Annotated in this window: 31 protein-coding genes; 9 read left to right on the top strand and 22 right to left on the bottom strand. The window is 62.3% G+C overall.

All coding sequences use genetic code 11. The features are described 5' to 3' along the window. Window positions 1-325: 325 nt before the first annotated feature. The 6 genes from nrdH to Q1K09_RS11670 all read right to left on the bottom strand — a co-directional run bounded on the left by nrdH (window position 326) and on the right by Q1K09_RS11670 (window position 6,383). Window positions 326-556, bottom strand: a complete 231-nt coding sequence (nrdH, locus tag Q1K09_RS11695; RefSeq protein WP_300345606.1) for a glutaredoxin-like protein NrdH — start codon at window positions 554-556, stop codon at window positions 326-328. Window positions 557-804: 248 nt separating this feature from the next. After that, a complete protein-coding gene (locus Q1K09_RS11690) occupies window positions 805-2,697 on the bottom strand; it encodes a hypothetical protein (protein WP_300345605.1) in 1,893 nt (630 codons plus the stop codon). 261 nt (window positions 2,698-2,958) lie between these two features. Further along, a complete protein-coding gene (locus tag Q1K09_RS11685; RefSeq protein WP_300345604.1) occupies window positions 2,959-3,165 on the bottom strand; it encodes a hypothetical protein in 207 nt (68 codons plus the stop codon). A gap of 93 nt (window positions 3,166-3,258) precedes the next feature. Continuing rightward, window positions 3,259-4,593 (bottom strand): AAA family ATPase, encoded by a 1,335-nt coding sequence (locus Q1K09_RS11680; protein ID WP_300345603.1) that lies wholly within the window; start codon window positions 4,591-4,593, stop codon window positions 3,259-3,261. Beyond that, complete coding sequence (locus tag Q1K09_RS11675; RefSeq protein WP_300345602.1) at window positions 4,590-6,128, bottom strand: hypothetical protein; 1,539 nt, start codon at window positions 6,126-6,128, stop codon at window positions 4,590-4,592. Before Q1K09_RS11675 ends, Q1K09_RS11680 begins: the two co-directional genes overlap by 4 nt. 30 nt (window positions 6,129-6,158) lie before the next feature. Continuing rightward, window positions 6,159-6,383 carry a helix-turn-helix domain-containing protein gene (locus Q1K09_RS11670; protein ID WP_300345601.1) on the bottom strand — a complete coding sequence of 75 codons (225 nt, stop codon included), beginning with the start codon at window positions 6,381-6,383 and terminating at the stop codon, window positions 6,159-6,161. A 389-nt stretch (window positions 6,384-6,772) separates the two neighbouring features. Here Q1K09_RS11670 and Q1K09_RS11665 point away from each other — a divergent pair, with 389 nt between their 5' ends. The 6 genes from Q1K09_RS11665 to Q1K09_RS11640 all read left to right on the top strand — a co-directional run bounded on the left by Q1K09_RS11665 (window position 6,773) and on the right by Q1K09_RS11640 (window position 12,963). After that, window positions 6,773-7,201, top strand: a complete 429-nt coding sequence (locus Q1K09_RS11665; RefSeq protein WP_300345600.1) for a DUF6668 family protein — start codon at window positions 6,773-6,775, stop codon at window positions 7,199-7,201. Window positions 7,202-7,203: 2 nt separating this feature from the next. Then, window positions 7,204-7,479, top strand: a complete 276-nt coding sequence (locus tag Q1K09_RS11660; protein WP_300345599.1) for a hypothetical protein — start codon at window positions 7,204-7,206, stop codon at window positions 7,477-7,479. Between the two features lie 32 nt (window positions 7,480-7,511). Further along, a complete protein-coding gene (locus Q1K09_RS11655) occupies window positions 7,512-8,243 on the top strand; it encodes a hypothetical protein (RefSeq protein ID WP_300345598.1) in 732 nt (243 codons plus the stop codon). A 111-nt stretch (window positions 8,244-8,354) separates the two neighbouring features. Continuing rightward, on the top strand, window positions 8,355-9,851 hold the full coding sequence (locus Q1K09_RS11650) for a hypothetical protein (protein ID WP_300345597.1): 1,497 nt from the start codon (window positions 8,355-8,357) through the stop codon (window positions 9,849-9,851). Continuing rightward, the gene (locus Q1K09_RS11645; RefSeq protein ID WP_300345596.1) at window positions 9,848-11,383 is read left to right on the top strand and encodes an SCO6880 family protein; all 1,536 of its coding nucleotides are present in this window, start codon (window positions 9,848-9,850) and stop codon (window positions 11,381-11,383) included. The genes Q1K09_RS11650 and Q1K09_RS11645 overlap by 4 nt, the downstream gene beginning before the upstream one ends. After that, complete coding sequence (locus Q1K09_RS11640) at window positions 11,383-12,963, top strand: hypothetical protein (protein ID WP_300345595.1); 1,581 nt, start codon at window positions 11,383-11,385, stop codon at window positions 12,961-12,963. Before Q1K09_RS11645 ends, Q1K09_RS11640 begins: the two co-directional genes overlap by 1 nt. Before the next feature lie 149 nt (window positions 12,964-13,112). On the opposite strand, the gene Q1K09_RS11635 is transcribed toward Q1K09_RS11640, so the two are convergent. Further along, on the bottom strand, window positions 13,113-13,247 hold the full coding sequence (locus tag Q1K09_RS11635; RefSeq protein WP_300345594.1) for a hypothetical protein: 135 nt from the start codon (window positions 13,245-13,247) through the stop codon (window positions 13,113-13,115). A 42-nt stretch (window positions 13,248-13,289) separates the two neighbouring features. Between Q1K09_RS11635 and Q1K09_RS11630 the strand changes: the two genes are divergently transcribed. Beyond that, window positions 13,290-14,675 (top strand): TraM recognition domain-containing protein, encoded by a 1,386-nt coding sequence (locus tag Q1K09_RS11630; RefSeq protein WP_300345593.1) that lies wholly within the window; start codon window positions 13,290-13,292, stop codon window positions 14,673-14,675. Here Q1K09_RS11630 and Q1K09_RS11625 read toward each other — a convergent pair. From Q1K09_RS11625 to mobC, 4 genes are read right to left on the bottom strand one after another with little or no spacing between them, the layout of a single operon-like run. After that, entirely contained in the window at window positions 14,672-15,085 is a 414-nt protein-coding gene (locus Q1K09_RS11625; protein WP_300345592.1) for a DUF4913 domain-containing protein, read from the bottom strand. The two genes, Q1K09_RS11630 and Q1K09_RS11625, sit on opposite strands and share 4 nt — an antisense overlap. After that, window positions 15,082-15,987, bottom strand: coding sequence for a hypothetical protein (locus tag Q1K09_RS11620; protein WP_300345591.1), 906 nt, complete (start codon window positions 15,985-15,987; stop codon window positions 15,082-15,084). The genes Q1K09_RS11625 and Q1K09_RS11620 overlap by 4 nt, the downstream gene beginning before the upstream one ends. A 9-nt stretch (window positions 15,988-15,996) precedes the next feature. Further along, window positions 15,997-17,478 (bottom strand): relaxase/mobilization nuclease domain-containing protein, encoded by a 1,482-nt coding sequence (locus Q1K09_RS11615; RefSeq protein ID WP_300345590.1) that lies wholly within the window; start codon window positions 17,476-17,478, stop codon window positions 15,997-15,999. Further along, window positions 17,475-17,804 (bottom strand): plasmid mobilization relaxosome protein MobC, encoded by a 330-nt coding sequence (mobC, locus tag Q1K09_RS11610; protein ID WP_300345589.1) that lies wholly within the window; start codon window positions 17,802-17,804, stop codon window positions 17,475-17,477. The genes Q1K09_RS11615 and mobC overlap by 4 nt, the downstream gene beginning before the upstream one ends. A 438-nt stretch (window positions 17,805-18,242) precedes the next feature. On the opposite strand from mobC, the gene Q1K09_RS11605 reads away from it, so the two are divergent. Next, window positions 18,243-18,497, top strand: a complete 255-nt coding sequence (locus Q1K09_RS11605; RefSeq protein ID WP_300345588.1) for a hypothetical protein — start codon at window positions 18,243-18,245, stop codon at window positions 18,495-18,497. Window positions 18,498-18,501: 4 nt separating this feature from the next. Continuing rightward, window positions 18,502-18,816 carry a hypothetical protein gene (locus Q1K09_RS11600; protein WP_300345587.1) on the top strand — a complete coding sequence of 105 codons (315 nt, stop codon included), beginning with the start codon at window positions 18,502-18,504 and terminating at the stop codon, window positions 18,814-18,816. Window positions 18,817-18,892: 76 nt separating this feature from the next. Here the strand turns inward: Q1K09_RS11600 and Q1K09_RS11595 are convergent, their stop codons facing one another. The 11 genes from Q1K09_RS11595 to Q1K09_RS11545 all read right to left on the bottom strand — a co-directional run. Continuing rightward, window positions 18,893-19,477 (bottom strand): hypothetical protein, encoded by a 585-nt coding sequence (locus Q1K09_RS11595; protein ID WP_300345586.1) that lies wholly within the window; start codon window positions 19,475-19,477, stop codon window positions 18,893-18,895. Next, window positions 19,474-20,556 (bottom strand): transglycosylase SLT domain-containing protein, encoded by a 1,083-nt coding sequence (locus tag Q1K09_RS11590; protein WP_300345585.1) that lies wholly within the window; start codon window positions 20,554-20,556, stop codon window positions 19,474-19,476. Before Q1K09_RS11590 ends, Q1K09_RS11595 begins: the two co-directional genes overlap by 4 nt. Before the next feature lie 103 nt (window positions 20,557-20,659). Further along, window positions 20,660-21,247, bottom strand: coding sequence for a recombinase family protein (locus tag Q1K09_RS11585; protein ID WP_300345584.1), 588 nt, complete (start codon window positions 21,245-21,247; stop codon window positions 20,660-20,662). Window positions 21,248-21,582: 335 nt separating this feature from the next. Further along, entirely contained in the window at window positions 21,583-21,831 is a 249-nt protein-coding gene (locus Q1K09_RS11580) for a hypothetical protein (protein WP_300345583.1), read from the bottom strand. 518 nt (window positions 21,832-22,349) lie between these two features. Continuing rightward, the gene (locus Q1K09_RS11575; RefSeq protein WP_300345582.1) at window positions 22,350-22,721 is read right to left on the bottom strand and encodes a hypothetical protein; all 372 of its coding nucleotides are present in this window, start codon (window positions 22,719-22,721) and stop codon (window positions 22,350-22,352) included. Window positions 22,722-22,797: 76 nt separating this feature from the next. Continuing rightward, window positions 22,798-23,250 (bottom strand): hypothetical protein, encoded by a 453-nt coding sequence (locus Q1K09_RS11570; protein WP_300345581.1) that lies wholly within the window; start codon window positions 23,248-23,250, stop codon window positions 22,798-22,800. Between the two features lie 64 nt (window positions 23,251-23,314). After that, complete coding sequence (locus tag Q1K09_RS11565) at window positions 23,315-23,668, bottom strand: hypothetical protein (RefSeq protein ID WP_300345580.1); 354 nt, start codon at window positions 23,666-23,668, stop codon at window positions 23,315-23,317. Continuing rightward, entirely contained in the window at window positions 23,665-24,465 is an 801-nt protein-coding gene (locus Q1K09_RS11560; protein WP_300345579.1) for a ParA family protein, read from the bottom strand. The genes Q1K09_RS11565 and Q1K09_RS11560 overlap by 4 nt, the downstream gene beginning before the upstream one ends. A 106-nt stretch (window positions 24,466-24,571) precedes the next feature. Next, window positions 24,572-24,940 (bottom strand): single-stranded DNA-binding protein, encoded by a 369-nt coding sequence (locus tag Q1K09_RS11555; protein WP_300345578.1) that lies wholly within the window; start codon window positions 24,938-24,940, stop codon window positions 24,572-24,574. Window positions 24,941-24,995: 55 nt separating this feature from the next. Then, window positions 24,996-25,313, bottom strand: a complete 318-nt coding sequence (locus Q1K09_RS11550) for a hypothetical protein (RefSeq protein WP_300345577.1) — start codon at window positions 25,311-25,313, stop codon at window positions 24,996-24,998. A 265-nt stretch (window positions 25,314-25,578) separates the two neighbouring features. Continuing rightward, a partial coding sequence (locus Q1K09_RS11545; RefSeq protein WP_300345576.1) for a hypothetical protein occupies window positions 25,579-26,184 on the bottom strand: 606 nt, incomplete at its 5' end.

The raw sequence follows: 26,184 nt of genomic DNA, 5'->3' as shown, positions 1-26,184 counted from the left end.
GGGCACCACCCGAAGGGCAGCGGGGGAGAGAAATTTCCGCGCGAAATAAGGGAGCGCAGCGACCGCGTGCGGAAAATTCTCGGAGGAGCTGGCCCGGCCATCGGCCGGGCTTGTGCCCGTGGAGCGCGGCCCTAAAATCCGAAGGACATCAACGAAGAAAATTGAGGGACGCCGGGCGCAGTCCGGCGGCTCTGACTGCCGCCCGGCAGAGCCGGGCGTCCTTGTGCAGCGCCACAGCGCTGCACCCCTGCATTCGCGGCGCGGATGGCTGGTGGTGCTCCTGGACAGGGCTAGGCCCCAGCCGGTGGGGCTGGGGCCTAGCCGCTTAGGCGGCGGCAAGCTCGCTGATCTTGTCGGGTCGGAAGCCGGACCAGTGATCGGTCTCGGTGATGACCACCGGCGCTTGGGTGTGGCCCAGCTTGCGCAGCTTCTCGACGGCGGCCGCGTCGGTGGAGACATCCACGGTGGTGTAGGTGATTCCGGCGTTGTCGAGAGCCCGAAAGGTGGCGTTGCACTGGACGCAGCCGGGAGTGGTGTAGACGGTCGCGGCGGTCATGGTGTTCTCCTCTCTGCTGTGTTGGTCGTGATGGCGCTTTGCGCTCGGCGCGCGGAGGAAGCGGCGGGCACACCGTCAGGCCAGCGGGCCGGAGTTCTCATAAGGAAATAGGCGCAGCGCCGTTGAGAAGTTCGGCCCGCGCCGAGTCCCCGTGTGCGGGGACTTGTGCCTGTTGCGGCCGCGTGCATGATCCCTTGGGACATCACGGCCAGGCAGAGAGGCGCTGACCGCTGTCCGGGGGAACGGCCTCACGCTGCGGGCTCCTGTTCGACGTTTCGGGCGGTGCCGGTCAGGTAGGCGCGGGCTGCGTGGTGGTCGGGCCGTCCGTCGTCAGTGCGCGGGTAGATCGGGGCCAGTGCTTCTGTGGTCATGAGTCCGTCGAGGCTGAGCTGTCCGGCGGCGGGACGACGGCGGGCCAGCTTCTTTTTCTCCGCGCGTGGTTTCCGCAGCCATTCGACTTCGGAGCACCACCAGGACCACAGGGCGCGCTCGACCTCATAGCGCGCAGCGCGGCGAGTCAGCCGCCCGGTGGTCTGATAACGATGAGCCGCGAAGCGGCGGCCGCTGTGTGCTCGTGCCCGCCAGGTGCGGGCGCGGGTGTTCTGTTGAGCGAGCCCATGAGCCTCCAGCCGGGTAAGGGCTCGGGCTGTGGCTCTTGTACTTTCTCCAGTGTTCTCAGCTAGGGCCTCGCTGGTGGTCTGGGGCTGTTCGTGCAGACGCGCGTAGATGTTCCCCGCGTGGTGTCCCAGAGCTCCCAGGGTGAACGCATCGTGTGCGCAGGTCTCCAGCCGGGTTGTGAGCCGGTCCAGCAGCGCACGCCGGGAGAGAGGGGCTGGCAGGTGCGGGGGGCGAGATATCTCTTGTGTCCAACCTTGGGAGCCTGCGCTGTGGAAAAACCCGTGTGGGTCGGTGCTCCAGCGGGCAGCAGTACGGCCGCGGCCCTCCGCTGCTGCGCTGATCCAGCCGTCACGGCTCAGCCGTGACAGGGCCAGGGCGACGGTGGATCGGCCGATTCCGGCCATGAGGGCCACGCGGCGCATGTCGGCGTCTACCTCGGGCGTCATGGCCGTCAGAGCCAGCAGGCAGAGTGCATCGAGCACGCGGCGGTCTGTGGGGCCTCCGGGCTGGCTCCAGCGGCCAGCGGCGGCGTCGGCTCGGGTCTGGAGCTGGTCTACGTGGGCGGCGATGGCCTCGGCCGCCGCTGCGAATTCTGGGGCGTCGTCGCGGGCGGGCTGGTCGGTCAGTCCTGCCGCGACGGTGAGCACGGCCCGCCGCCAGTCACGGCGCAGCCGGTCGGCTGTGTCGTCGGGGGTTCTGCGCGCCCGTCTGCGCCCGTCTGCGGTGTTGCGGGCGCTGCGGTAGTGCTCCAGGCCCGGTGCGGTCTCAGTGAGGCTCTGAGCGTCGCTGTGTCGCCATCCGGCGCGAGCCATGCCCAGCAGGCAGCGGAATGCGTGGGCTGAATGGTCCTCGTCTGGTTCGGGCTGGGTGTGCAGCGCAGCGGCGGTGTTCTCTGTGAGGTGTTTGCGGCTCACCGGCACGTACGGGTGTCCCTGAGCATCGTGGGGGACGGCAGCGGTGGTGGTGTCCCCGGCGGGGCTGCGGGTCGCCCAGGTAGCGTCTCCGGCCTTCTGGCGTAGTCGAGTGACTAGGGCGCGGATATGCGCGGGGCCGCTGCGCGGCTGCGTCAGCGCGTCAAGACTGCCCCGGATCGGCTCAGAGCGGCCTCCGGCTGCGTGAGGAGCACCGGGCGGGCGTACAGCCCCGGTGGCCGGGTTGGTCAGCGGGCTTGCGTCAAAGCTGGTGTGCAGGCTGCTCAGCAGCTCTGCAAGCTCGCGGACGTCGGCGGCCTCGGCAGGCTGCGACAGGGCAAACCAGATATGGCGGCCGTCGCTCGGCCCAGATGAGCACACCAGGTGATCGACGCCCATAGTCTCCAGCAGGGCGGAGACAGTGGCGGCATCCTCGGCCGCGTGAGCGGCCGCGTTCTCTGTCTTGGCGTCGAAGTCGAGCGCGATCAGGTGGAAGTCTCCGGCTCGGTCGGCCAGGTGGACCGCCCACGGTCCATCCGGGGCGACATCTGTCACCCGGCAGGTATGAGCGTAGGTGCCGGTGACGAGTTCACCGGCTGCATCACGGGGCATCACCCGCGCTGTGGAGCGCGGGCTGATGGCACGAGTTAGTGCCCACGCCGCGCCGGTGTTCGGGCAGGGTGGTGCTGAGGGGGTGGGGTCGGCTATCCTGATAGCAACCCCCTTGGTCTTGTTGGTCTTGGTTCAAATCTCAACTGGTCCAATGGGTTTCTTCTCCTAGCAGGGAAGCAACTTGGGTCATCGGAGGTGGTTGCTCCGTGATCCGCAAGCCTCTCGGCCCTCGCCCCTAGCAGGGCGGGGGCCGCTTGCGTCTTAGCTCACTTTTATTTCGAGGCGCTGCTGCCCCTCTACCTGTTCGAGCTCGTCGGCACGCTGGTCGAGGTACTCCATGACAAGCCCGGCAACAAGATCAGTGCGAGTCTGTCCGGTGATGGCGATGTGGCGTTCGAGTTTCTCGGAATAAGGCCGTGGCATGCGGAACGTCAGAATGGCTCTGTCGCCTTTGCTCACCTGTGGCATGTCTCCCTCTCCTTTTCCGTCGAGTCAGTATGTCCACTCAATCACGACTCGGGCGACTGTACCGGAATCTGCTTCGGTGTGTCGTGGGTTGCGTCAGAGGCCGCGAGCGACCGCAGCAGCGGCTCGCAGCCACGCACGCTGAGTCGCCGGTCTCAGCGCGTCGTAGCGGAGCAGTCCGTCCACGATTGCGGGGTCGAAGGGGATTTGGACGACCTCTCGGGCGATAGCGGCAAAACCGTTGCGGACCTTTTCTGCTTCCTCTCGTCGGGCGGAGGGCTCTGCCTGCGAGACGATGACCACGGCCTCGTCGGCAAGCTGAGCGCAGCGCTCGTCCCGTGCAGCCAGTCCTTCCAGCAGAAGCGCGCCGGCCTCGGCGTGCTCGTCCTTGGTGGTGCTGGCGACGACGATCTGATCTGCGTGATCGATCATGCGCTTCCACAGCGGATCGCTCTCGTCGTTGCCTGAGTCGATGAGGATGAGGCGGTAGAACTTTGAGGCGACCGCGTGGATGGAGTCAACGTCAGCAGCGCTGACGCGCTGCTCATCGGCCAGTACTAGAGGCTTTGAGCGCAGCACGTCGTACCGGTCTGACGTTTGGTGGTGCACGTAGCGGGCCAGATCCGCCGATTGCGCGCCTGTCGCCAGAAGGTCATTGGTGCGTGGCAGAAGGTCCAGGATCGTGGACTCATGCGGCCCCTGTTCAGTCCGCCAGCCGAGCGTTCCCCGCGTCTGATTGTTATCCCAGGCGAGTACACCGCCGCCGCCGAAGCGGGCGAAAACCGCTGAGAGATTAATCGTAGTGGGGGTCTTGTTTGCCCCGCCTTTGCCGTTGACGATGGCGATTGTGCGCGGGCCTGGCCAGTGCTGGGAGACCGCCTTACGGTCTGCTCGTTCTTGCTTCTCAGCCGCACTTGGCTTAACGCGGATACCCATTGCTGAGAGCGCTCCGCGCCACCCGCGGGCGGCGGGCTCCTGGGGCTGCTCCTGGTTTAGGAAGCTTTCACGCATACTGCGCAGCTCCCGCCGCGTCAGCGGCGTCTTGGGGTGCCCTTCCGCGGTGCTGGTGAAGGGATTTGTTTTCGCCGGCGCGGACGCAGCCGCGGGTGCCGGCGGGTCTGTGGGAGCACTGGAGCGGTTCTCTGGTGACTCGACTACGGCGGATTCGGCCGTGGCCACTGGCTGCGCCGCCGGCGGCGCGGGGGCCTCTTCCTGAGGCTCTACTTCGCCAGTGGGGGAGACCACGAGCACCGGAGCATCAGGGTCATTCGTATGGATGGTGAGGCTCGTTCCCGCCTGCTGGGCGTGAAACACCGCCAGATCGATGGCTTTGTTCTGCGCGGCCGCATAGCTGTCTGCCTCGATCTCCTCGGTGTACTCGCCGATCACAACGGTGCCGCTGCCATCAGGAGCAATCGTGATGCTGTTCATGAGTGATCGTCCTCGGTTTCTTCGCTGGGTCCAGGGTTTGGCTGACGTTCGATGCGATACAGGAAGGTGTCTTCCACGCGGGGCGCTTCAACATAGGCTGCGTCGTCTGTGACCAGTACAGGAGGCGGGTCGGTATCGCGAAATGTGTCGTAGGGCTCCGGCTCGGCCCCGTCCACGCTGATATCGACGCGGGCCGGCCCGTCGCTGGACTGGCCCCAAAGGGTGGTGCCGTCCAGTACCGCGTCTCGCAGGGTGTTGACTTCGGTGATGACATCCTCATCTGCCCCCCAGCGAATTGCCACGGCACCGATGACGGCGGTCTCGGCCTCGGGGTCCACCAGGACTTCGTCTTCCTGGTGCGGGGGTGCTTCGACGTACCTGGACGAGATACGTTCTCCATTGGTGAGGTTGAAGACTTGGAGCAGTGGTTCTTCGTCGTCTCCTTCATAGAGCGCAGCAGCTACATCGTGGGTCAACGGCCAGATCGCCTGCGGTCGTTCGGTCTGCACTGCGCTGTGATGCTGCAGTTCAGTGCTTTCGCTGGTGTGCTCGTCTCCATTTCGAGGCGTGCGGTAAACGTAGGTTTCGCCTAAGGAGACTATGTCGTCCTCAACAACCGATACCGGGTGGGCACCGGCCGGAACCTCTGCCTCTGTGAGGCTGCCGTCTCCTGCGTCCGTCGCGACCACATAGTCACCCAGGTAGATCAGTGGCGCATCGCCGGCGAACGAGACTTCTGCGCCACTTACTAGCTCAATAGTCGTGGGCTCGACAGGCTCATCTGTCGGCTCAGTGGGCACCGGCCATAGCTGGAGGCGCTGTGTGCTCGTCTCGACAAGGACACTATGACCGGCCCATGTTGTCTCGTGAAGGGAGTCTGCACTCCTTGGTGCGGTGGGGGAGCGCCAGATCTGTCTTCCATCCTCGGGGCTGATGCCAAGCAGATATCCGTCGTCGTCGCGGATGACGATAGTGCCGCTGCTAAGTGCAAGGGCTCCTGAATCTCTGGACACCGACCAGGCCCAGGCCGCAGTGCTCGAAAAGCCCTCCGGGAGCCCCACCGGCACCTGCGCTCCTGCGTTAGGTGGCTCCCACTGATTCTGGGGTTCCGTTTCGACCGCGGGTTCTGGAGAGTCTTCGGCGGTGACGATTACTGCAGCCGCTCCGCCCGCCGCTGCTATTGCTATCAGTGCAGTGGCGGCGATGATCAAGGGCTTCTTGGACCCTTTCGGGGCGACGCTCTCAGCCTCGGGGACCTCAATGGCTTCGCCGTTGCGGGTGACCACCATTGGCCACCGGTCTCCTTCAGGGGTAGTCACGATGACACGGACCGCATCACGGCCGTGTTCTGCGGCTTTGCGCGCAACAGCAGCTATAGCCGCCTCAGTCGCGGTCTGACCCACAGCGGGTTCCACACGGATACCGTCTAGTTCAACTCGCGGCTGGGAACGTGTCGGATCGGTGTCGTCAGTCTGCTCGTCATAGAGCACCTGATAGACCGGGTACTTCGGCACTTTGGTGGGATCGCTGCTCATGCCCTGCATTGCCCCCTTAGCTACCCACTGTCAGTCGCTGAGGTTCATTTCGTCAGCTCTCAGCAGGAACTCCCGCAGATCAGCCTTTCGAACGCGGGTAACTCGCTTGCCGATCTTCATGCCAGACAGTTCACCTGCGCGAATCCACTTCGCCACGGTGGCTGTCTCGACACGCAGTAGCGCAGCGATCTCTTGTGAGTTGGTCAGTTCGGGGACATCCTGCAAGAGGGCGTCAACCAAATCGGGATCGTTCACGGCTGTCATGCTCCTAACTTACTAAAGAAACTTTGGCGCGTATAGGGGGTGTCCACGTGTATCGCGAATAAAAGTTTCTTGACGGCCTATACCTACCTATTGCGGTGTGTGTCACTCTGTGCGTAAGCTAGCTACTAAGCGCACTCAGGGCACTTGCCCACGATACGTGGGCTAACGTGAAGCGCGTAGGAGGATTCTTGATGACACGGAGAAATCCCTTGCTTCCGCCAGAGGTCGCGGAGGCCCCAGAACCGCCGGATATCGCTGATGAGCTGTTGGGGGACACTGTTGAAGTGATCGGCCCACAAGCTCCCCTGCCCGTGGTTAATAGTCCAGGAAACGCCTCTCCCTGGCCTCGTGTGGAAGTCACAGAGCATCGTCTAGTGACTGTGGCGGGTCTCCATGGCGGCGCGGGCACAAGCACTGTGGCGAGCCTGTTTGGCACCGATGCCGCCGATGCCGGCCAAGGTTGGCCGGTTGCTGCCGGCTGGAAGAGGCCCCTGCCGACGCTTCAGGTCGTGGTAGTAGCGCGAACGCACTACTCCGGCCTGGAAGCCGCCGATGCTTTCCTGCGTCAGTGGACAGCGGGCGAGCTGCCCGAATCGCGCCTTCTGGGCCTGGTGTTGGTTGATGATGCCCCACGGCTGCTGAGTTCTCAGGCCCAGGAGGCAAAGCGGCTGCTGAAGCTCAGCCCTCGGGGCGCACACATTCCGTGGATTGAGCAGTGGCGGGTGCAGCCGCCTGAGCTTGATGGACTTCCACGTCGTCTGAAGAGGATCGTCCGGGGTTATCGAGCCCTGGCTGAAGAGAAGGAGTAACAATGTTTGAGCTGCTGGAGCTTCTGAGTGTGGGGGGCGTCGTCCCTGATGTTCGACCTGAACAGCCTCCGGGAACCGAAGGGTTCACAACGCTTTTGAACTGGATCTCGTGGGCCGCGATTATCTGTGGAGTTGCAGGATTCCTTGCCTCTGCCGGATACCTCGCATTCGCGAGCTACACGGGACGCGAGATCAATGGATTCAAGGGCCTGGTGATCGCCATCATCGTCTGCATCCTCGCCACAGGCGTAGGAGCCATTCTGAGGGTCTTCGTCTGAGGAAGACCGCTATGACGGGAGGGTGCTAACTGATGGCAGATGAGAATAGCGGCGGATTGGGAACCGGATGGCTCCTGGCCGGCGGCTTCTTGCTGGTAGTGGCCATCGCGGTGATTGCCGCCATCGTGATCGTGCCTAGCCGGTCCCCTGACCCGGATCAGACGGATCCTACTGGTGACGCTGGGGAAAGCCCCCCTCCCAACGCGGAGCCCGCCCCCGAAGAGAGTAGACCTGGTGGAGAAATCGAGCCGTGCGATCTGGATGAAGTTAATTCGGACTTCCCCGCCACCGCGCCTGAGTTTCAATGGGAAGAGCATCCCTCAGGCGTAGTGCTACCTGTTTCTGATGAGCATGGACCGGTCGTGCGGGACGGAAATATATGGCGCTGCTCCTCCCAAACGCCATCTGGTGCAGCGTTTGGTGGTCTCGGGCTACTTGCAAGCTTCACTCATGGCTGGACCGAAGCGGCTGAGGACTCACCAGCAGCTCGTGAGCTTGCCGAAGACCTCGAACAGCTGCTTTCCAGTGATGAAGCTACGGTGCCGATTCATCACCGCGGATTCCGCATTCTCAATTCCAACGCCGAGTCCGCCACGGTGGAGTACTGGTTCCATGTCAGCGGACAGGATACGGATCTCTTTCTCCGTATCCCTCTGACATGGAACGAGGACGCTAACGACTGGCGCCTTAACTTTGCTTCTGCTTCTGCTGTGGGCAGTGGCGTTGTGGAGGACACCACTCAGTACACGGAGTGGAAGAACTAAGCGATGGATGGAATCAGAGACGCTCTAGGCTGCGGCCTCGGTGGGAACCCTGCTGCCTGCGCAGGAGCAGGACAGCGCATCAACCAGGGCGTAGACAGAGCTATTGAGGGAGTGGCTAACTCGGCCCTCGAACAGTTTGTCAACGCGCTCTATGAGTTCGCGCTCTGGATTCTAGAGATCATCTCGACGTGGTGGATGAACACACCAAACGCGGATGTCGAATCCGCGGCCGTCACCCAGATTCAGCAGGACATTCAGTGGTACGTGATGGGCTTCGCCATGATCGGCTTCCTGATGGGGCTGATCCGGATGGTGTCGAGCCAGGATATCCGCCAAGGGCTGACGACCAGCTTCAAGCCCATCGTCAACCTCATTCTTGTCACCGGCGTCTATGCCGCCGCCGTCACCATGCTTCTGCGAGCCGGCGATGAAGGCTCAATGTGGCTGCTCTCTCGGGCAACCGATGGTGAAGCCGATCTGAGCACCATGTTCATGCCTGCATCCGCTGGGGGCGGCGCAGCTGCTCTCATCCCTATGTTGCTTGTCTATCTGCTGGCGGGGGTCGGCGGCATCGTCAACTTCGTCTTCATGATTTTCCGCAACATTCTGCTAGTAGTCCTCATGGCATTTCTTCCAGCTCTCGCCGCCGCCACGGGTACCCAGCGCGGCGATCAGGCATTCGCCAAGGCCAACGGGTGGCTACTGGCTCTTCTGCTCTTCAAGCCGGTGGCAGCGGGGATCTACGCTCTCGGGTTCCGTTTCATGCGCAGTGACACGGATATGGGCTTGGACGATGAACTGGCTACTGCGGTGGATCAACTTACCGGGGCTGGGATTATTCTTCTGGCTGCTCTTGCTCTGCCGGCGCTTATTAAGTTCTTGGTTCCCGCTGCGGCCATTGGTGCTGGAGCATTCACCGGCGGCGCAGCCATTGGAGCGGGTGTGGGCGTTGCGGCAGGCGCGGCCGTGCTCGCGAGCACTGGCGGCGCGGGGGCAGCTGCCGCGGGGGGAGCTGCTACTAGCGGTGCCAGCGCTGGCAGTAGCGGGCTTGGAAGCGTTGGTTCTGCGGCTGCCTCAGGAGGAAGTGGCGGGCCAGGTGGCGGCTCGGCTGCTGCGGGCGGCGCAGACGCTTCGAGCGGCGGCAGCAATGCAGCTGTGCCTAGTGGGTCGAACGCCGGTAGCGGTGCGGCCTCGGGATCTGGGGGCGGCACGGGTTCATCCTCGACCGGCCCAGGCCACAGCGGGTCGGCGAGCGGTGTCGCTGGGAGTGGGTCGAACCAGACATCTAGTTCTGGTTCCTCTGCCGACGGAGGCGGCGCAGCACCTGTCGGAGGCGGTGCTGCCGCGGCTCCAGCGGGCCACTCAGCTTCCGCTTCTCCTGAGGGCGCGTCTGGTTCCACTGCCGGCTCTTCGAGTACTGCAGCCGCCGGAGGCGGTGCAGCTTCCTCGGGTGCCAGCACACCAGGTGCCGCGACCGCGGGCGGCTCTCAGGGGAGCAGCGGGGCTAACGCTGGCGATGCTGTGCGCGCAGCCGATGCCGGGCGCGGTATCGCGGCTGAAGGGTCTAGTGATGATGGCGCTGACGATGAAGAAGGAGGCCGGCCATGAGCCAGGACGTTGAGGTCCTGAAGGGCATGTTTGGCAACCTCACATTGCCAAAGCGCAGCGGCATCCTCGGTCTCTCTATGGGGGCTTCGCTCGTCCTGGTGCCCTGCTTCCTATTGAGCATTGGATTCCTCGCCACTCAGCGGCTGCTCACCGCCGTCGCGGCAATAGCCGTGCCACTTGTCCTGTTGGCCCTGGCCCCAATCACACGGGCTGCTGATCCTTCGGGCCGGTCTATCTATAGGAGACTCATGATTCGGTTCATGCAGCGACGCAAAGAAAAGTCCGGACAGGCTCTGTACCTCTCTGGTGCCAGCGGGCATACACCAGATGGCACCACGCGGCTGCCGGGGCTGTTGGCCCGCGCCGAGCTGACAGAGCATGTGGGCTCACACGATCTGCAGTTCGGCATGATCCGGCTCTCTGGGCGTGGATCGCATCTTTACACAGTGGTGCTGGAGGCGTTTCCTGATGGGGATGCACTCATCGACGAGGACCGACTGCGCCGCTACGTCGATCATTGGGGCGCGTGGCTGTCTGACCGCAGCCTCGATGAGAACGTGAAGGCCGCCAGTGTGGTGGTTGAGTCCGCCCCGGACACCGGAATGCGGCTGAATCGTCTTCTCACCAGTAAACGGGCTGAAGGTGCTCCTGAATTCTCTACGGCCGTTACGGAGGCTATTGCTGAGGAATACAGCGCGGGATCTCCTCAGGTGACTGTGAAGGTGACCGTCACCTTCGATGGTCGGGATCTCGGCACCGGCAAGGATCGTGGCACAGCCGAGATGGCTGAGGAGATCGGCGCGCGACTGCCCGCTATCGTAGGCGGTCTGACCACCACCGGGGCCGGACGGGTAGAGGTTTGCACGGCTCAGGAGATTGTGGATTCGACATACCTGGCTTATGACCCTCACGCCCAGGTGGCAATGGAGGAAGACAAGCTGAACAACGGCGGCACCGGTCTGAGCTGGGAGGACGTGGGGCCAACGTTCCACTATGACGCCTTGGACCGCTATGCTCATCAGCGCGCCATATCCGCGTCCTGGACGCTCTTTGATAAGCCAGAGGGCTTCTTCGGGCCAAGGTCTCTGCAGAGAGCGCTCGATCCTATTTCCGGAGTGATGCGCAAGCGTGTCACGCTGCTGTATCGACCTATTCCCCGGTCGCAGACAGCCGCTGAAGCGGAGCGGGAGCTGAAGAATAGCCGCTTCGCCGGATCTCAGGCTAGGGATGATCAGCGCGCTAAAAACCGACGCGACGCCGCATTGAAAACTCAGCAGGAGGAAGCGCGGGGAGCAGGAATGACGCGCTTCGGGATGATTGTGACAGTCACCCTGGATGGGGAAGACCCTGAGCATGCACACGATGAGCTGCGCCGCCTCCGTCGGCAAATTCCGCAGTCGTTCTCTGACACGCGGCTACGCCTCCGAGAGGCGCTGGGTAATGAAGCAGTCACTTTCCAGGCCGGGCTTCCTCTTGGCCTGGTACTCCCTGAACACATGCTCCTTCCCGAGGACTTCCGGAGGTGGTTCTAATGAGTACTTCGGCCCTGCGTGACTCTGCAAAGCTCAGTCGGCGTGACAAACGGCGGTTGAAGAAGTCTTTTGATCGTTCTATCGCGAAACCGTCTAAGCCGGGTCCGCTGTCCACACTGCTGGCGGGGGTTCGAGAGCGCCGCGCCTCGGTGGAGGCGCGGCCTGGCCGAGGCGGCTGGAGCCGCCGCGGAGGCGGTGCGGTGAACTGGGTAGAAGAACCGGCGGAGCTGCTGGGCACTAGCGTGCAAGTATGCGGCTACTGGCCGTTCATCATCGGATCTGGACTGCCGGTGACAGGGGTGCCGTTGGGCACACACCTGACCCGGCATTCTGTGGTCTACGCGGACCCGATGAGCTGGTTCCTCGCAGAGATCATCAACAACCCCAGCGCGTTCGTGCTGGGGCAACCGGGCCTTGGAAAGACCTCGTTGGTGAAGCGGATGATCTCGGTGCTGATGGATTGGGGCGTCATCCCTATGGCGCTCTCTGATTCGCGCCCTGACTATGTAGATCTCATGCGCCAGATCGGGGGTCAGGTGATCGAGTTCGGGCCTGGCCGGGGACACATGAACTTCATGGATCTTGGCCCTCTAGTCTCCGCAATCTCCGGCATTCAGGACGAGCAGCGGCGCAAAAAGGCGTTGGAGGAGATGCGAGGCCGGCGACGGTCACTGATGGCAGGGTTGGTTGCGATGGCCGCGGGTCGGCCTCTACAGCCTCATGAGTCCTCAGCACTGGCGACGGCCATGCAGCTGATGGACCCGAATCTGGATAGTCCGCCCTTGTTGCCGGAGCTTATCGAGTTCATTCAGAGTCGCCCGCAGAAACTGCGTGCGATCACCCTGACTCATAGCGATGACCACGCCTACGACGAGCGGCTGAAGGGTCTTCTGGATGCTCTGATCTTGTTGGGACCAGATGGGATCTACGGGGATCTCTTCTCAAAGCCAACGACAACACACATCGAACAGGGCAAGCCGGTGGTCTTCGACATCTCCGGCATTGACGAAAACGACACCGTTCTTATGGCCTTTGTGCAGTCGTTGTGCTGGTCCCTGGGCTCAGCAACCGTCTCGGCAGAGCAGATCCTTGCTCAGGATGCTGGGCGGCCGCGCCGGAACTACCTGCTGATCATGGATGAGCTTTGGAAGGTGCTGCGCGCTTCTGAGCAGATGGTGTACTTCATCGACTCTCTAACGCGCCTGAACCGTGGCCGCGGCATGGGACAGATCCTGATCACTCACACTATGAAGGATCTGAAGCTCACTGATGATGCCCTCACCAAGATCGCGTGGGGCTTCGTCTCGCGCTCGGAGATGGTCTTTCTCGGCGGCTTGGATGCCGACGAGATGGGCAACCTGCGTGAAGTCTTTGACCTCTCCAACACTGAAGTGGAATACCTCACCGATTGGGCCGATAAGAGCGCCGGTATCGGCACCAACCTACGCCGCCCGCATACCGGCAAGTTCATCCTGAAGACGGGAAAGCGACCAGGCATTCCCTTCAAAGTGAAGTTGACCACCGTGGAGGAGCCGATCACTAACAGCAACCGCGCGTGGAACATGGAGACCGCGGCATGAGCCGGCGGGCCGGACGCCGGGCACAGCCTGGCGGTGCAGACGCGCCGTGGATCTTCGCAGCCGCGGTGCTGGGCTTGCTCATGCTTGCTGGACTGCTGTGGTGGGGCGCAGCACTGCTGGACCCTGCTATTCGCATCGCTATTTCATACTCAGATCCGGTCAACCTGCTCGCGGATCAGTTCACTGGCCGTCTGCCGATCACTGGCCGTCAGGTCGCGGCCTTCACCATTGGAATGGTCGCCGTCCTGATCGTGGCGGGCCTGCTGCTGATCGCCGGCCTCCATGCCCAGAGGGGTCGCACCAGAGTGGACTCCCTGGCTAAAGCGATGAGCCGCAGCAAGGACTTCACCGAGCTTACGGTCAAGGCTCAGAAGCGCGATGCTGAGCGGCTGTACGCCGCTGCTGCCGGTCCGGGTGTCCCGCTGGCTGATCTGGTCAACAACGGAATGGAACTGCGCGCCTCCTGGGAGTGGGTACAGACCTGGATCATGGGGCCTCGCGCCGGTAAGACCTCCTGTGTCTGTGTTCCTCAGGTCATCGAGCCTGATGCTCCGGTGCTGGCGACCTCGAATAAGAGAGATCTAGTAGACCTCACGCGCGGGCCGCGCGCAGAGAAAGGCGTGGTGTGGGTCCAAGATCCACAGGACATTATTGGTGAGCCGCCCTCATGGTGGTGGAACCCTCTGAGCTTCGTTGAAGACATGGAGACAGCCGAGAAGCTGGCCGATGTTTTCATCTCCTCAGCCACCTCAGCCGGGGCAAAGCAGGATGCCTATTTCGAGTCTGACGGCAAACGGCTGCTCTCCCACATGCTGATGGCCGCGGCCGTCGATGACCGGCCCATCACAGACGTTTTTCGCTGGAGCCTGAACCCAGACGACGAAACACCGGTCAACGCTTTGTACCGTCAGGGCCACCACCAGCTGGCCGATGCGCTGGAGAAGATTCAGCAACTCACGCCTAAGCAGCGTGACGGCGTCTATGGCACGATGCGCCCGTGGATCTCGGTGCTGGGAAATGATCGGGTCATTCCCTGGATACGTGACACGGGTGAGGTTGGCCGTCCTGAGTTCGATCACCGGGTGTTTGCCGACAGCACGGACACTCTCTATCTGATCTCCCGCGAGGGCGGAGGATCTGCCCGCGCGCTCACTGCAGCACTGGCTATGGCGGTCTTGACCGCCTCAGAGAAGGCAGCCGGCCGCAAACGTAGCGGGCGGCTGTCACCGCCGCTGATGGCGGTGCTCGATGAGGCTGCCAACGTGGTTCGGTGGCGGGAGCTGCCGGATCTGTACTCGCACTATGGCAGCCGCGGGATTGTGGTCTCCACGTTCTTCCAGTCCTTCATTCAGTGTGTCGAGGCATTCGGCCGGGAGGGAGCGCGCAAGCTATGGTCCGCGGCCAATATCCGGGTAGCCGGATCTGGCCTGTCTGAAGATGATTTCCTGCCGTTCCTCTCCCAGCTGGTCGGTCCCCGCGACGTCGTAAAGCGAACAGCATCGACGGCCCGCGGGGGCCGTCAGGTCTCCACCTCTGTGCAGCGAGAGAGCATTATGGAAGTTGCTGACCTCTCCGCGCTGCCGCGTGGTCGGGCGCTGCTGTTCAGCTCCGGCAATCCGCCGGGGTTGCTGAAGCTGCGCCACTACAGCCAGAAAGACTATGCCGATGACGTTCGCGAGTCTGAGGCGTTCTACGCCCCTCAGCAGAGTTAGGACTCGGCAGTGAAGTAGCCCTCTGGTGCTGGCGTTGCTGGCCAGATCTCGGGCACCGCCTGGCGGCGCTCAGCGTTGAAGTTCCACAGAGGGCCTTCGGGGCTGGTGATCACATCCATTGTTGGCCAAAGGTAGTCGCGGAAGAAGACAATCATCCCGGTCGCGCCTTCCCACCGCATGTGTTCCCAGGTCTCCCAAAGCGCTTCAAGCACAGTTGAGACCTCCTCATATCTCCACCATTGCGGATCCCACTTCCGCTGCTGTGGGTTCCTCCGGTAGTGCGGCAGCAGCCACTCCTGCACCCACGCCTCGGCATGCGGATAGGCCAGCTCCCTATCTTCTGGCTCTGTCATCTCGTCCTGGAACTCTTCGGTGAATTCCTCCGCTTCCTCAATGAACTGCTCGCTCATCGGGAGACCTCCAGCTGTCGCGGTCGCTGACGTGTCACCGTGTTTACACGGCGCGCTGCCGCTCTGTTGTGCGAGAACACCCTGTGGCGGGTTCCCTGGGGAAAGTTCTGCCTAGTGCGTCCCCGCACTGCAGCAGCTTGCGGGTCGTGCTGTCCCAGGCGCTTTAGATCCGCATCGCTGGTCCGCTGATAACTCTTTCCCTCCCGGCCGCCTGTAGCTTCCTCGCTGCGCGCGTGCGCCCGATCCCTGTTCTGCTCCGCCCCGTACCGATCCGCGTCAGCCAGTGCCTGCGCTTCATCCTGACCAGCTTTGTCAGCCTCAGCACTCTTCGCCTCTGCTTCTGCCTCGTGCTGCGCAGCAGCAGCCTCGGCGTCTGGGGCCTCCGCCGCTGTTTCCTCTGCCTTCTCAGCGGCTGCTTTGTTCACTGCGGCATCTGCCTCGCTGTCCAGCCGCTGCCGGGCAAAGTAGTCATCAAGGGCGTCCCTCAGTGCGTGATGCCTATCACTGAGCGAGGTCGGATGATCCTTGTTCATCTGTTCGATGTTTATCCCGTAGTCATTGCGCAGAACATCCGAGATATGCAGGTACGCGCTGCGCGCTTCCGGGTGACGGCCCGCCAGGTGAGCCGACACCGTGGCGTAGTCCGCGATCTGCTCAGATCCTGCGGTACGCCAGAACTCGCGCGAGTAGGCGTCTTGGCGAATCGTAGTTGCCAGACTCCTTTGCTCTGCGGCAGAGAGCTGGGCTCTCTTATCAGCGTCCTGAGCAAGGCGCTGCCGTTCGGCCTCGCGCAGCTGCTCCCTCCGCGCAGCAGTTTCCACCTGCTGCATACTTCCCGCCATTGCGGTGCGCATCACGCGCCCCAGGCTCTCTGCGATCTCGCTTTCCTCGTTGGCATCCATCGGTGCTCCCTATCGGCCGTAATCGTTTCCTCGGTCTGGTCTGTGTGTCGAGCTGCCGCGGCCGCTGACCTGTCGCCGTGGCTGCGGGGGCCGCTGAGACACAGTGGGTGTAGAGGTCTCAGGCGTGGCGTTCTGTGCGGCTATCGCCTTTTCCGCCGTCAGTACCGTGTCGGTCACTCTGCGGCTCCACTGCGGCCGCTGTGTCACTGTCTTCTGGGCGGCCATTACACGGGCAAGCCGGTTGGCTTGCTGAATCAGAGCAACCCATCCAGTCGAGCTGTTCTTTGATCCGGCGCGCTGTGCCAGTCGCACCGCATACATCGCATTACCGCCACGCTGACTGATCTGCGCGAACTCGTGAGATAGCCGCGCATACACCCCCGGCCGGCGGGTTTCGACGCTCATAGAGACACGGGCGTAGATCTCCGCCAGGCTATCGGGGGTCGCCTTCCCCGAGATCAGCTGCTCCGCCTGCTGAGCGCTGATTCTGGGAAGTTTCGTTCCCTTACTCGGCTGCGGCCTCGATCCCTCGTGCAGAGACTTCAGGAGAGCGTGGGCCTCGCTGCGTCCCCGACCCCCGAAGCGCTCCTGGATTCGCGGCCACGCCAGCTGTCGGTCTAGCTTGCTGGGCGCATACCAGAAGGGCCGCTGCTCCCCGTTCCCTGTCGGGGGCAGCGCCACTCGATACCCAGCAATGCGGTCGCTCGATCCACGCTCAAAGTACGGTCGCACCCGCACACCAGCGTCGAGGAGATGCTGCACATACTCGCCCTCAGTCGAAGCGGTAGCCAGTGCGCTGCGCAGCCGGCGGCGCAGTTCATTCCGATCAGACTGAGGCCGTCCCTGACGCTGCGCCCGCGCCCTCTCTGCGGGCTTATCCGCAGCAAGATTCTTCCCCTGCTCGCGGGACTCCAGCACCGAGAGGCCATACTTCTTCTCCAGCTCATTACAAGCCTGCTGAGCGCGCATGAAGTCATTGTGGACGTTCGCCTTCGTACCATCCTCGCGCACCATCTGCACGGCGATGTGAACGTGATCGTTACCCTTAGATGAAAGGCCATGACGAATCGCCACCCACCGTGAGGACTTTTCACCCTCGGGATCGACAAAGCCCATCTTCTCTACGAACTCAGTAGAGATTTTGCGCCACATCTCGTCCGGCAGCTGCCCCTCATCGGAAGACAGAGAAAGTGAGCAGTGCCAGACGCCAGCAGGCTTCCTCCCCACCGTCACCCTGTCTCCGGTTTCAGGATCTTGTTCAGTCTGAGGAACGGTGACCTCTGTGCCGTAGAGTTGAGCCGGCCGGTTCATCACATTTGCGATGTCCAGCGCATCATCGGTGGACAGTTCCTTGCCCGGCTCGACCTGAAACGTGACGAGCTCGTCCCCGGCCACAATGTGGGGGTTCTCGTGCTCATTAGCGCGCCCCGGCCCCGCAAGATACATCACCAGCCCGGCCATGCGAGACCCCCGAGTGATGTTGGGCATCATGAGGAGACACCCACCTTGGCGATGCTCGATGCCGCGTCATCCAGACGCATAAGAACTCCACGCAGGAACTCCAGACTGTGATGGAGCTCGGCCGACACTGGAGCTCCTGCATTCACGCCTCGGGCGATCTGGTTGAGATTGTTGCCGATGGCAGCCAGCTGCCGCTCCGCACGAAGGATTGACTGCACCGCGGCCTTCCGGTTCGTCGCGGTATCGCCAGACTCGAACGTAAGCGCCGACTCCACAAGGAGACGTTGAACGCTCACGTTCTGCTCTTGCGCTTTGAAGTACAACGCATTGTCTTCAAACTCGGTCAGCTTCAGCACACGTCGCACGTTGCGTCCTCCAGGGACGTTTGCCTGACGACGACGCTGTGCCATCCGAATTCCTCTCGCCTAGTGCAACGACCACACGTCAGAAGCTCTGCTTCCAAGTGTGGCACCGAGACCGCCGCAGCGCAAGGTCTCCGAGCGACTTAGGGCACCTAAGTCTATAGCTCGCTCCGTCGTGGCTGGTGGGGTCGCCCAAACGGGCGGAAGGCAACGCCGCACCTTTGGTGCGTCCTTTTCGGCGGTTGAGTGTACTGCCCCAGCAGAACCGTTCAAGCCTTCCTGAGCGCTTTCGCGGCATATCCTCACTCGGTCGCTGCGCTCCCTCGATCCGGTATTCCACGGTCGCCCCTCCAGGCTTGACCGAACCTGCTGGAGCGAGTGTTTCGGCATGTGCCGAAAAGAACGGCAGCCAACGAGAAACCGGAGGTACTCATGTCACGGATCATCACTCCCAGCGAGGCCGCGCAGCAGCTTGACGTCACGGAAGAGGATCTGTCGTTTTGGCGCGACCGGGGGCTGGGGCCACGCTGGATCAAGCTTGGAAAGACCACTGTTCGCTACGTCGATACGGCTGTCTATGAATGGGTCATCGGCCAGCTGAGCGATGCCGCGCCGGTGCTGACCGTCGAGGCCAGTGACGAGTTGGAACTGGACCTTCAGAAGGAGACACTTCCCGACGTAGACTGAGAACATGACTGAACTGGACCAGGCACAGCAGCACGTCTTGGAGGAAGCCCGGCGCGTCAATGAGGAGCGCATGAAGGCCGTGGAGGATCTTGCGGCCGCGGTGGCGCGGCGCGTCGATCTTGAACGGCAGCTCAGCGAAGCCAAGAAGACCGAGAAGCGTCTCATGGCAGCAGCAGAGAAGGCCGGATGGACCAGAACCCAGGTCTCTCGATTTGCCAAGCCGCCGAAGACTGCAACCAAGAAGACTAGTCAGGGTGAAGCGGCGCAGCAGCAGCCAACCCAGCCCACTGACGAGATGAGACAGGCCCGACAGGCTTAGCATTTCGGCACAAGGGGACCACTAGATCTGGTCGGGATCTCTCCCCACAGCGGTTCGCGTGGTTATTCCCGAGCGCTCAGACTGACTCCCAGCTGTAGTCGCTGATCAGCAATTCTCCGTCGATCTCTGTAAACGAAAAGAAAAAGATCCGTCGCTCTCGTGGGTTACTGGTGACCGTACCGTCGTCGGTGATCCATACCCATGTAGCTTCAACGGAGATCACTTCATCGCTTGTCGCGTGGTTGACCTCCACGCTGGGACGCGAGGTTGCGCCCGCGGCGGCAGCCTCTATCCAGTCCGGCCCGGTGGATGGTCGCGCTGGAACGATGATCGATTCGGCCATCTCATCGGTCATCAGATGTGCTGCGCGCAGCTCGGCCTCAGTCTGGTTGAAGTCCTCATTTGGGTCCCACGTAGTCATAATCTCAGCGGCCTCTATCGCCAGCGCTTCCATGCGCTGGCGATCTGCGCTTTCGAGTGTTGGCTCTTCCTCCTCCGGTGTGGGCTCTGCCGGCGCTGATGGTAGTGAGGGAACCGATGTCTCCGGCGTTGGCTCGGCAGCCTGGTCCTCTGCAGAAGTGCGGTGCAGCGCCCACGCCGCGGCTGCTGCTGCGGCAATAACGACGAGGACGAGTCCGCTGAGGATGACGGTGCGTTTCATAGAAGGCCTTTCGCTCGGAGGAACGGCTCGGGATCAATGAGGTTGTCCCAGCCTGCTTGATCCCAGGCTCCGTCAGGGGTGCCAAATTGCAGATGCAGATGAATATCGCGACTGTTTCCAGTGGTTCCCTCGTGGCACAGCGGTGTTCCGGGCGGCACAATGTCACCAGCCGAAACGTAGAACGAATTATGGCGACAGTGACCAAACTCCACGTGCAGATACGGCTCTTCAGTCATGATCGCGAGCACGGCCTCACCTAGTCCGGGCTGCGTGCCGACATCCCGGATCTCCAGCTCCATCGGCGCAACAATGGTAGAGCCCGGCGGCGGGGTCGCAATGTCGATCCCTCGGTGGTCAGAGACGCCGTTATGGCAGTTCAGGGCGTTCGCCACCGGGCAAGGGCGCGGGCCAAATCGTGATGTAACGATCCCGCCTGGCAACGGATGGGTCCACTCCCCCGGCCTAAGGTCTCCCACGTCGGCAGCGAAACCTCCTGGAGGCATACAGTTTGCGGAGAAATTGCCTTGCGCAGACTCCATGATGGTTTCGACATAGTGCTGCGTCTCTGCGAAAGGCGGGATGCCCCCGTGCTGCTGCACGGCACCAGGGCCGGCGTTGTAAGCAGCGAGTGTGAGTTCAATGAGTTCACGCTCGGTGCTGGCAAGGCCCGCCACTTCCTCTTGTAGATCAGCCATATAGCGGCCCTGCGCCTCAATTGAGGCGATGGGGTCAAAGGGGTCGAGGTCGTACTGTGCTGCTGTGCCTGGCATGAATTGTGCAATACCTTGGGCTCCCGCCGGACTCTCTGCGTCTGGATTCCAGGCTGACTCCTGCTGAATTTGGGCTGCGAGCACGTCTGCGGAGATCCCTGAATGCGCCGCCGCCGATTCAATCGCCGTCCAGTACTCCTCCGGCACAGTTTCGCGGGTGTGGGCTGCTGACTCTGCGTCCTCTCCGGGTCTACACGCCAAAGCGGATGGGGGGCGCTCGTCCTCTGCAAGGATGGCGATCATTGGAAGGAGGATCAGCAGCACCAGACCAGCGATGCCGAGGCCAGCAATGCGGCCTGAGGACTGCATAGGAACCTCCACGAAACAGACTTATAGCTCTATAACGGACTATGAGTAACTATATGCACTTATAGCGCGTTAAGGAACTGTGAGCTGCTTGATGCGCCATCTGTCAACTGGTGAGCTGCTTCCTGTCCCATTCGCGTAGGGCTCGCCCTACGGTGGCGCGGCCGACGCCAAGGGCATCTGCGATCTGCTGTTGTGTCTTGCCACCGTTGCGAAGCTGCACCGCTGCTTCTAGACGGTCTGGCGTCATGACAGTGGGACGGCCGCCCACCCGGCCTTGGGCGCGAGCGTGTTCCAGTCCTCGGCGCGTGTTGGCTCGGATGGTGGCAACGCGAAGCTGCGCCATGACAGCCAGAATGCCGACGATGGCTTCTCCCATCGGGGTAGAGGTATCGATGTCGAGAAAAGGTTCTGTGAGGCTTTTTAGCCGCACGCCTCGGTCTCCCAGCTCGCGGATCTGCTCTATGGCCATGCGCTCAGTGCCGGCGATCCGGTCTAATGCGCGGATCACCAGAGTGTCCCCTGGACGCAGATACTCTAAGCAGGCCACCCATTGCGGCCTGTCGGAAATCCGGCTCGATTCTCCGTGGTCAACGAAGACTCTCGTTGCGCCGGCCTCCTTCAGGTCTGCCTCCTGCGCAGCAGGATTTTGCTCTCTCCGGGAGACGCGCGCATAGCCAATGACGGCGTTCATCTAATTCCCCTCCCCTAGTCCTGATTCCAATGCACGCGTCGAGTCAGGCCATAGCGTGCGCGGGTGCGCTGCACCAGCTCATCCACAGTGATCTTCAATGCTGAATCTTGCGGAGCTGAGCTGCCCGAGCTTCAACCTGCGTCTCAGCGGCAAGTGTCACGTGAACCTCCTCTAGGTCTCCACCTAGTCTTTCAGGTGACTCAAAAACGGTACAGACTCAGTTGTGAGCGATTGAGGTTTAGAGCGTGAGTTTTGAGCGACCAAACCGGCTTGTTCTTCAGGGTCCGCGCTCCCCGCGGCAACCCGCTCACAAACGACCGTTATTGAACCGGCGGCTATACGGGCCAACGTCCGTCCATGACCTCACGCATCTTCCGCGTGAGATCGGGACTGAGGATGTGCCCTTCCGTGTGGAGCGCGCCGCAGCCCGTGCAGTACGTATGTCCGCGCAGCTCCTCCGGAATCTCGTGGATAAACTCTAGGGTGACGGGATTCATCCCGATCGCGTCGGGTACGACGTCGAAGCTGATGACTGCTTCGTCACGCGAGCAGCCCTCACAGATGCGGCCGTAGATGGATGACAACTATTCTCCCCTTTCTCACTTCTCATTAGGGACCGTTATTGATCCTCGCCCCGCAGAGCAGAGGGCGTCATGGTGGCTTCGCAGGACAGCTCGACCCCCCGCAGTGCCTCCCCGTGGACCCAGAGACACAACTCATCTGAGAATGCGCGGTCAAGCCGGAGAACGGATGTCGGCAACGTGCAGCACACTACTGCTCCCATGCCGCGAGGCATGATGCCTGGTACCCGATGAGGGAGGGTCTTGGCTGTAGTAAAGTAAACGCGGCCCTGCCAGTCCGCCCGGAGATTCTGAGCGGAGACAATAGCTCTTGCGCTGTCTGGGTCCGTGTGGTGGAAGACCGTCAACTGGCGCACCGGGGCCAGGTCTTCGCAGACCTCGCACCAAGGCTGGTCACCTGCCCGGAAGGGCTCACCGCGCGGACCTGCATGGTGCTGCTGGTTGTGCCGCGCCCAGCTGCTCCAGCCATCTACCATCACGGGGCTGCCCATTACGATTCCTGTCATCGTCTCGTGCTGACGTCAGCCGTCGTCGGCGGCCATGAGCAGGGCTTGAATCTCTGCCCGGGATTCCTCGCTGCCTCGGATGATTTTCGCGTCGTCGCGGATAGTCGGCTCATCGGAGGCAGCCCAGCGCTCTAAGGCGTCCTCTTCGGCCGCGCGTCGCGCCTGGCGGTCGGCGGCGAGTTCAGCGGCCACGTCTTCCTGGTCGAGGGTCAGAAGGACGTTGACCTGGCTGTGATCGGTTTCGGGGTCGATGGTGTCGAGGTAGTCGCGCACCTGCTGGGCGGCGTGGGCGAGGGTACGCACCTGAGTGGCGTTGTTCTCGTCGATGATCAGCTCCCAGCCATGCGCCCATTTCCGCGCTGTGACGGTGATTGCGTTGGTCGTCATTTCTCCTCCTTTGCTTTCTGCCGGGCTTCTGCTGCTTCCTGGGGGAGATTGATCAGAAGCGCCCGTTACTGATCTGTCAGTACGGCGGCTCATCGTCATCGCCGGCCCATTGCATTGCACGCTCCATCTGCTGCTGCTCTTGGAATTGCATCATTCGTTCACTGGACAGCTGGCGGTCGATGACACTTCGGACCTTGGCTGCTGCCTCCACATAGGCAGGTTCGAGCGTGGCAGTCAGGACGTGTTCAAGAAACTCGTGGTCCTGTGGGAATAGTCCGCTGCGCTGAGCTGCGGCGGCGACCTGGCTAAAGTCATCCCATGTCACGCCGATGTCGTTCAGCCGTTGGGACACAGCATTCATGAGGTTGGCAAGGTCGGCCAGATAGGCATGTTTCTCGTCCTCACTCGGGTCGATGAATGTATGAGCTCCTTCACTAAGAAGTGCTTCTGCCCGTTGAGCGGTGTCGCGCAGGCGATAGAAGCACCACTCTTCTTCACTACCGAATGAGTGGGGGTCTTTCTCTTCCATTTCACTCCTCCTCCTCCGTGTCGTGCGGCCAGTGTATGGTGCAGGTCCGACATGACGGCATTCGCTAGTAATCACCGACAGGTCGGCCGCGTGGAATGGAGCCCGCTGCAACTTTGGGGAATGGCTCGCCGTTGTTGTAGGTGGCTTCAAGGCGTTCGACTTCTTTGAGTACCGCTTTATGGATGAAGTCGGTCAGGGAGCGGGTTCCTTCCTGGGCCATTGTGTGCAGCAGCGCTCCGCGGATGCGGGAGGCGTCGTCGTCATCTAGGTAGAACGTCATCTTGCGGTTGCGACCATCAGCGGTTTTCTTCGGCGGCGCGGCTGCTGGGGCGGCGTTGTTGCCGTCCCAGCTGGCCGGGGCTGCCGGTGGCCGGGTTCTTAGGTCGGACTTTCGCCGTTCTGGGCGCTTGGTGCTCATGCTCGGGTCTCCTTGGTGGTCAGGGCGGTTAGGTGCGCGGTGTATATAGCTGCTAGTTGGCGGGTCTCGGTGTGCGCACTCTCGTCGAGGCCCCGCGATTCTTCGACGGCATCTCCGATGGCAACCCTTTTGGGGATCGGGGGGTCGATGATGCGTAGACCGCGGATGTCGGCTGCTTCTTGGAGTTCGGCCCGCCAGTGTGCCCCGGCCAAGGTGTGTTCTTCGTGTTGGTTGATGAGGATGCCTGCAACTTCCAGGCTGGGGTTGTAGTAGTGGGTTACTGAGGCGATGGAGTCTAGGAGCCGGGAGAGGCCGTTTGCGCTCCAGAGTTTGGATTGGGTGACCACGACGACGCCGGTGGCGGCGGTGAGTCCGTTGATGGTCAGCAGGTCCAGGCTGGGTGCGCAGTCGATGAGGACCAGGTCGTAGCCGCTGGCCGCGTCGGACAGTGCAGCGCGGAGGCGGTGTTCCCTGCCTTTGCGGGAGACCACGAGTTCATCGCGTACTTCTTCCATCGTCACCCCGGATGTCACGGGCAGCACGTCGAGTCCGTTCCAGATTCCGGGCACGATGACATCGGTTGCTGTTGCGCCGCTGCGGGCGCTGAGTACGTCGGCTACGCCGGCGTCGTCCTCTTCGAGGTCTTCGGTGGTGACGCTGGTGAGGTTGCCTTGCGGGTCGAGGTCTACCAGTAGGACGCGCTGGCCGTCGTTGACGGCGGCGCGGGCCAGGTGGAAGGCGGTCGTGGATTTGCCGACGCCGCCTTTTTGGTTGCACAGCGCGAGTGTGGTGGTCATGTCAGGTATCTCTCTAACGGTGGTTGTGCCGGTGCTGGCGTCAGGTGGTGGGGTCCGGGAGGGAGCTGCCCCGGCCCTTGGGGTCGGGGCAGCTCGCGAGTAAGGATCACTCCCCCGCTGCTGCGCTGCGCTCGACGGTGACGCGCTGGCCTGAGAGTGAGACGCCGATGAAGTCGGCGGTCACGTCATGGCCGACGCGCGGCTCGCCGTCCTTATTCACGTACTCCTTCACGCGGTAGCGACCTCCGAAGATGACCCGGATGTTGCCGCTGGCCTCGGCTGCAGCAACAAGGTTCTCGGCTTCCGAGCCGAACGCGGTGACGTTATACAGGGTGCTTCCGGTCGTTTCCCACGCTCCGCTGTCGTCGCGCTCGGCGTCGTTGACCACAACGGCTGCGCGAGTGTACTTGCGCTGTGGCCCTTCTTTCAGTTCGGGAGTCTCAGCGAGGTTTCCGGTACGGATGATGTAGGACATGGCAGGTTCCTTTCCTGGTAATAACAGTAATAGTGGTAGTAGGTGCGGACCTTAGTTATGTGCTGCGCGGGTGGCTAACGATGTCCGCGTTCGGGTCATCCAGCAGGTCGCGCAGGTGCTCAATGGTCAGCAGGTGCGCGTGGCGGTCGAGGTCGAAGATGTGCGTCTCGTCGGTCTCGGCCTCGTCCTCCGGCAGCTCGGGCAGCTTGCCTTCCTCGCGCAAGCACTCGTGGAGGCCCTCCAGGGCGGTGCCGGTGGCGTCCTGATACAGCTCCTTGAATAGTTCGCGGACGGTCCCGGTCCAGGCTCCCTGTCCGTTGGCGATCTGTCGGGGGCTGTTGATCACGGTCTCGGGGGTGATCATGTGAGTCATGGTGTGTCCTTTCTGTACGGGGTGCGGCATTGGCTGTAGCTGCTGTTGCGCCACCCGTCCGGTGCTAAGCCGAAGGTGCGGCGGGTGGGCCGGATGGTGGCTCCGATGATCTTGTGCTGCTTCATCTCATCCTCTCTAATAACTCTATTATTGCCAATGTTGTGAATAGAGTCAATAGATGGCCGGGCGTGTTCGTCAGCCCGGCCATCCTGACGGCTAAGGCACTGCAAGGCACCTGGCGCACCAGGTGCCCCGCCGAACTTCACTAGTTCACAAACTCCGCAAAGTCCTCCGCATATCGCCACAGTGCGCTTCCCGGCTCCACTGTGCGAGACCGCCTATCGCCACCCCACGCCGCGTGATGCGTCACGTCTGTAACGCCTCCACGATGGTCCAGCCTGGCCTCCAGCCAGATATTAGGCCCACCCGCCGCCAGCCAAATCGTAAGAATGCGCTCCACATTGTGGCCCAGGCTAAATTCATTGATGAGCGAGTAGATACGGTCATCTGGATAGGTAGAATCAGGGTCCAGTCCCAGGCTCTCCAGCTCGCCCAGCAGCTTCGGGTCCGACTCTCTCAAGTCCTCAACGGTGCCGCCTGACTGAAAGCGGTCGAGTCCGGCGTACAAGGTGCCCAGCGCATCCTCATGCTGACTATGCGAATTCTCCACGTGGTCGCATGAGGAAATGAGCACGTCTCCGGCTGTCAGTCCGTGGGTGATGGTGGTCATGGTTTCCCTCCTCGTTTTTTCTTCGTTGCTGGCAGCTCTGCTGCTTGGCCCGGCGCGGAACGGGCAGCAACCCGTCAGGGCAGCGGAGGAGGAAAGTTTCTGCACGAAATAAGGGAGCCTGCGACCGCGTGCAGAAAGTTT

Source organism: Nesterenkonia sp., assembly GCF_029265375.1.
Lineage (GTDB): Bacteria > Actinomycetota > Actinomycetes > Actinomycetales > Micrococcaceae > Nesterenkonia.
This window is presented reverse-complemented; position numbering and strand designations above follow the sequence as displayed.

What these genes read in the sequence shown, in the direction of transcription:
- nrdH (WP_300345606.1), bottom strand. Translation starts at nt 556, where the DNA reads ATGACCGCCGCGACCGTCTACACCACTCCCGGCTGCGTCCAGTGCAAC.
- Q1K09_RS11690 (WP_300345605.1), bottom strand. Translation starts at nt 2,697, where the DNA reads ATGCCCCGTGATGCAGCCGGTGAACTCGTCACCGGCACCTACGCTCAT.
- Q1K09_RS11685 (WP_300345604.1), bottom strand. Translation starts at nt 3,165, where the DNA reads ATGCCACAGGTGAGCAAAGGCGACAGAGCCATTCTGACGTTCCGCATG.
- Q1K09_RS11680 (WP_300345603.1), bottom strand. Translation starts at nt 4,593, where the DNA reads ATGAACAGCATCACGATTGCTCCTGATGGCAGCGGCACCGTTGTGATC.
- Q1K09_RS11675 (WP_300345602.1), bottom strand. Translation starts at nt 6,128, where the DNA reads ATGAGCAGCGATCCCACCAAAGTGCCGAAGTACCCGGTCTATCAGGTG.
- Q1K09_RS11660 (WP_300345599.1), top strand. Translation starts at nt 7,204, where the DNA reads ATGTTTGAGCTGCTGGAGCTTCTGAGTGTGGGGGGCGTCGTCCCTGAT.
- Q1K09_RS11655 (WP_300345598.1), top strand. Translation starts at nt 7,512, where the DNA reads ATGGCAGATGAGAATAGCGGCGGATTGGGAACCGGATGGCTCCTGGCC.
- Q1K09_RS11645 (WP_300345596.1), top strand. Translation starts at nt 9,848, where the DNA reads ATGAGCCAGGACGTTGAGGTCCTGAAGGGCATGTTTGGCAACCTCACA.
- Q1K09_RS11640 (WP_300345595.1), top strand. Translation starts at nt 11,383, where the DNA reads ATGAGTACTTCGGCCCTGCGTGACTCTGCAAAGCTCAGTCGGCGTGAC.
- Q1K09_RS11635 (WP_300345594.1), bottom strand. Translation starts at nt 13,247, where the DNA reads ATGGAGGCCGGCGATCAGCAGCAGGCCCGCCACGATCAGGACGGCGAC.
- Q1K09_RS11630 (WP_300345593.1), top strand. Translation starts at nt 13,290, where the DNA reads ATGAGCCGCAGCAAGGACTTCACCGAGCTTACGGTCAAGGCTCAGAAG.
- Q1K09_RS11625 (WP_300345592.1), bottom strand. Translation starts at nt 15,085, where the DNA reads ATGAGCGAGCAGTTCATTGAGGAAGCGGAGGAATTCACCGAAGAGTTC.
- Q1K09_RS11620 (WP_300345591.1), bottom strand. Translation starts at nt 15,987, where the DNA reads ATGGATGCCAACGAGGAAAGCGAGATCGCAGAGAGCCTGGGGCGCGTG.
- Q1K09_RS11615 (WP_300345590.1), bottom strand. Translation starts at nt 17,478, where the DNA reads ATGATGCCCAACATCACTCGGGGGTCTCGCATGGCCGGGCTGGTGATG.
- Q1K09_RS11605 (WP_300345588.1), top strand. Translation starts at nt 18,243, where the DNA reads ATGTCACGGATCATCACTCCCAGCGAGGCCGCGCAGCAGCTTGACGTC.
- Q1K09_RS11600 (WP_300345587.1), top strand. Translation starts at nt 18,502, where the DNA reads ATGACTGAACTGGACCAGGCACAGCAGCACGTCTTGGAGGAAGCCCGG.
- Q1K09_RS11595 (WP_300345586.1), bottom strand. Translation starts at nt 19,477, where the DNA reads ATGAAACGCACCGTCATCCTCAGCGGACTCGTCCTCGTCGTTATTGCC.
- Q1K09_RS11590 (WP_300345585.1), bottom strand. Translation starts at nt 20,556, where the DNA reads ATGCAGTCCTCAGGCCGCATTGCTGGCCTCGGCATCGCTGGTCTGGTG.
- Q1K09_RS11585 (WP_300345584.1), bottom strand. Translation starts at nt 21,247, where the DNA reads ATGAACGCCGTCATTGGCTATGCGCGCGTCTCCCGGAGAGAGCAAAAT.
- Q1K09_RS11575 (WP_300345582.1), bottom strand. Translation starts at nt 22,721, where the DNA reads ATGACGACCAACGCAATCACCGTCACAGCGCGGAAATGGGCGCATGGC.
- Q1K09_RS11570 (WP_300345581.1), bottom strand. Translation starts at nt 23,250, where the DNA reads ATGGAAGAGAAAGACCCCCACTCATTCGGTAGTGAAGAAGAGTGGTGC.
- Q1K09_RS11565 (WP_300345580.1), bottom strand. Translation starts at nt 23,668, where the DNA reads ATGAGCACCAAGCGCCCAGAACGGCGAAAGTCCGACCTAAGAACCCGG.
- Q1K09_RS11560 (WP_300345579.1), bottom strand. Translation starts at nt 24,465, where the DNA reads ATGACCACCACACTCGCGCTGTGCAACCAAAAAGGCGGCGTCGGCAAA.
- Q1K09_RS11555 (WP_300345578.1), bottom strand. Translation starts at nt 24,940, where the DNA reads ATGTCCTACATCATCCGTACCGGAAACCTCGCTGAGACTCCCGAACTG.
- Q1K09_RS11550 (WP_300345577.1), bottom strand. Translation starts at nt 25,313, where the DNA reads ATGACTCACATGATCACCCCCGAGACCGTGATCAACAGCCCCCGACAG.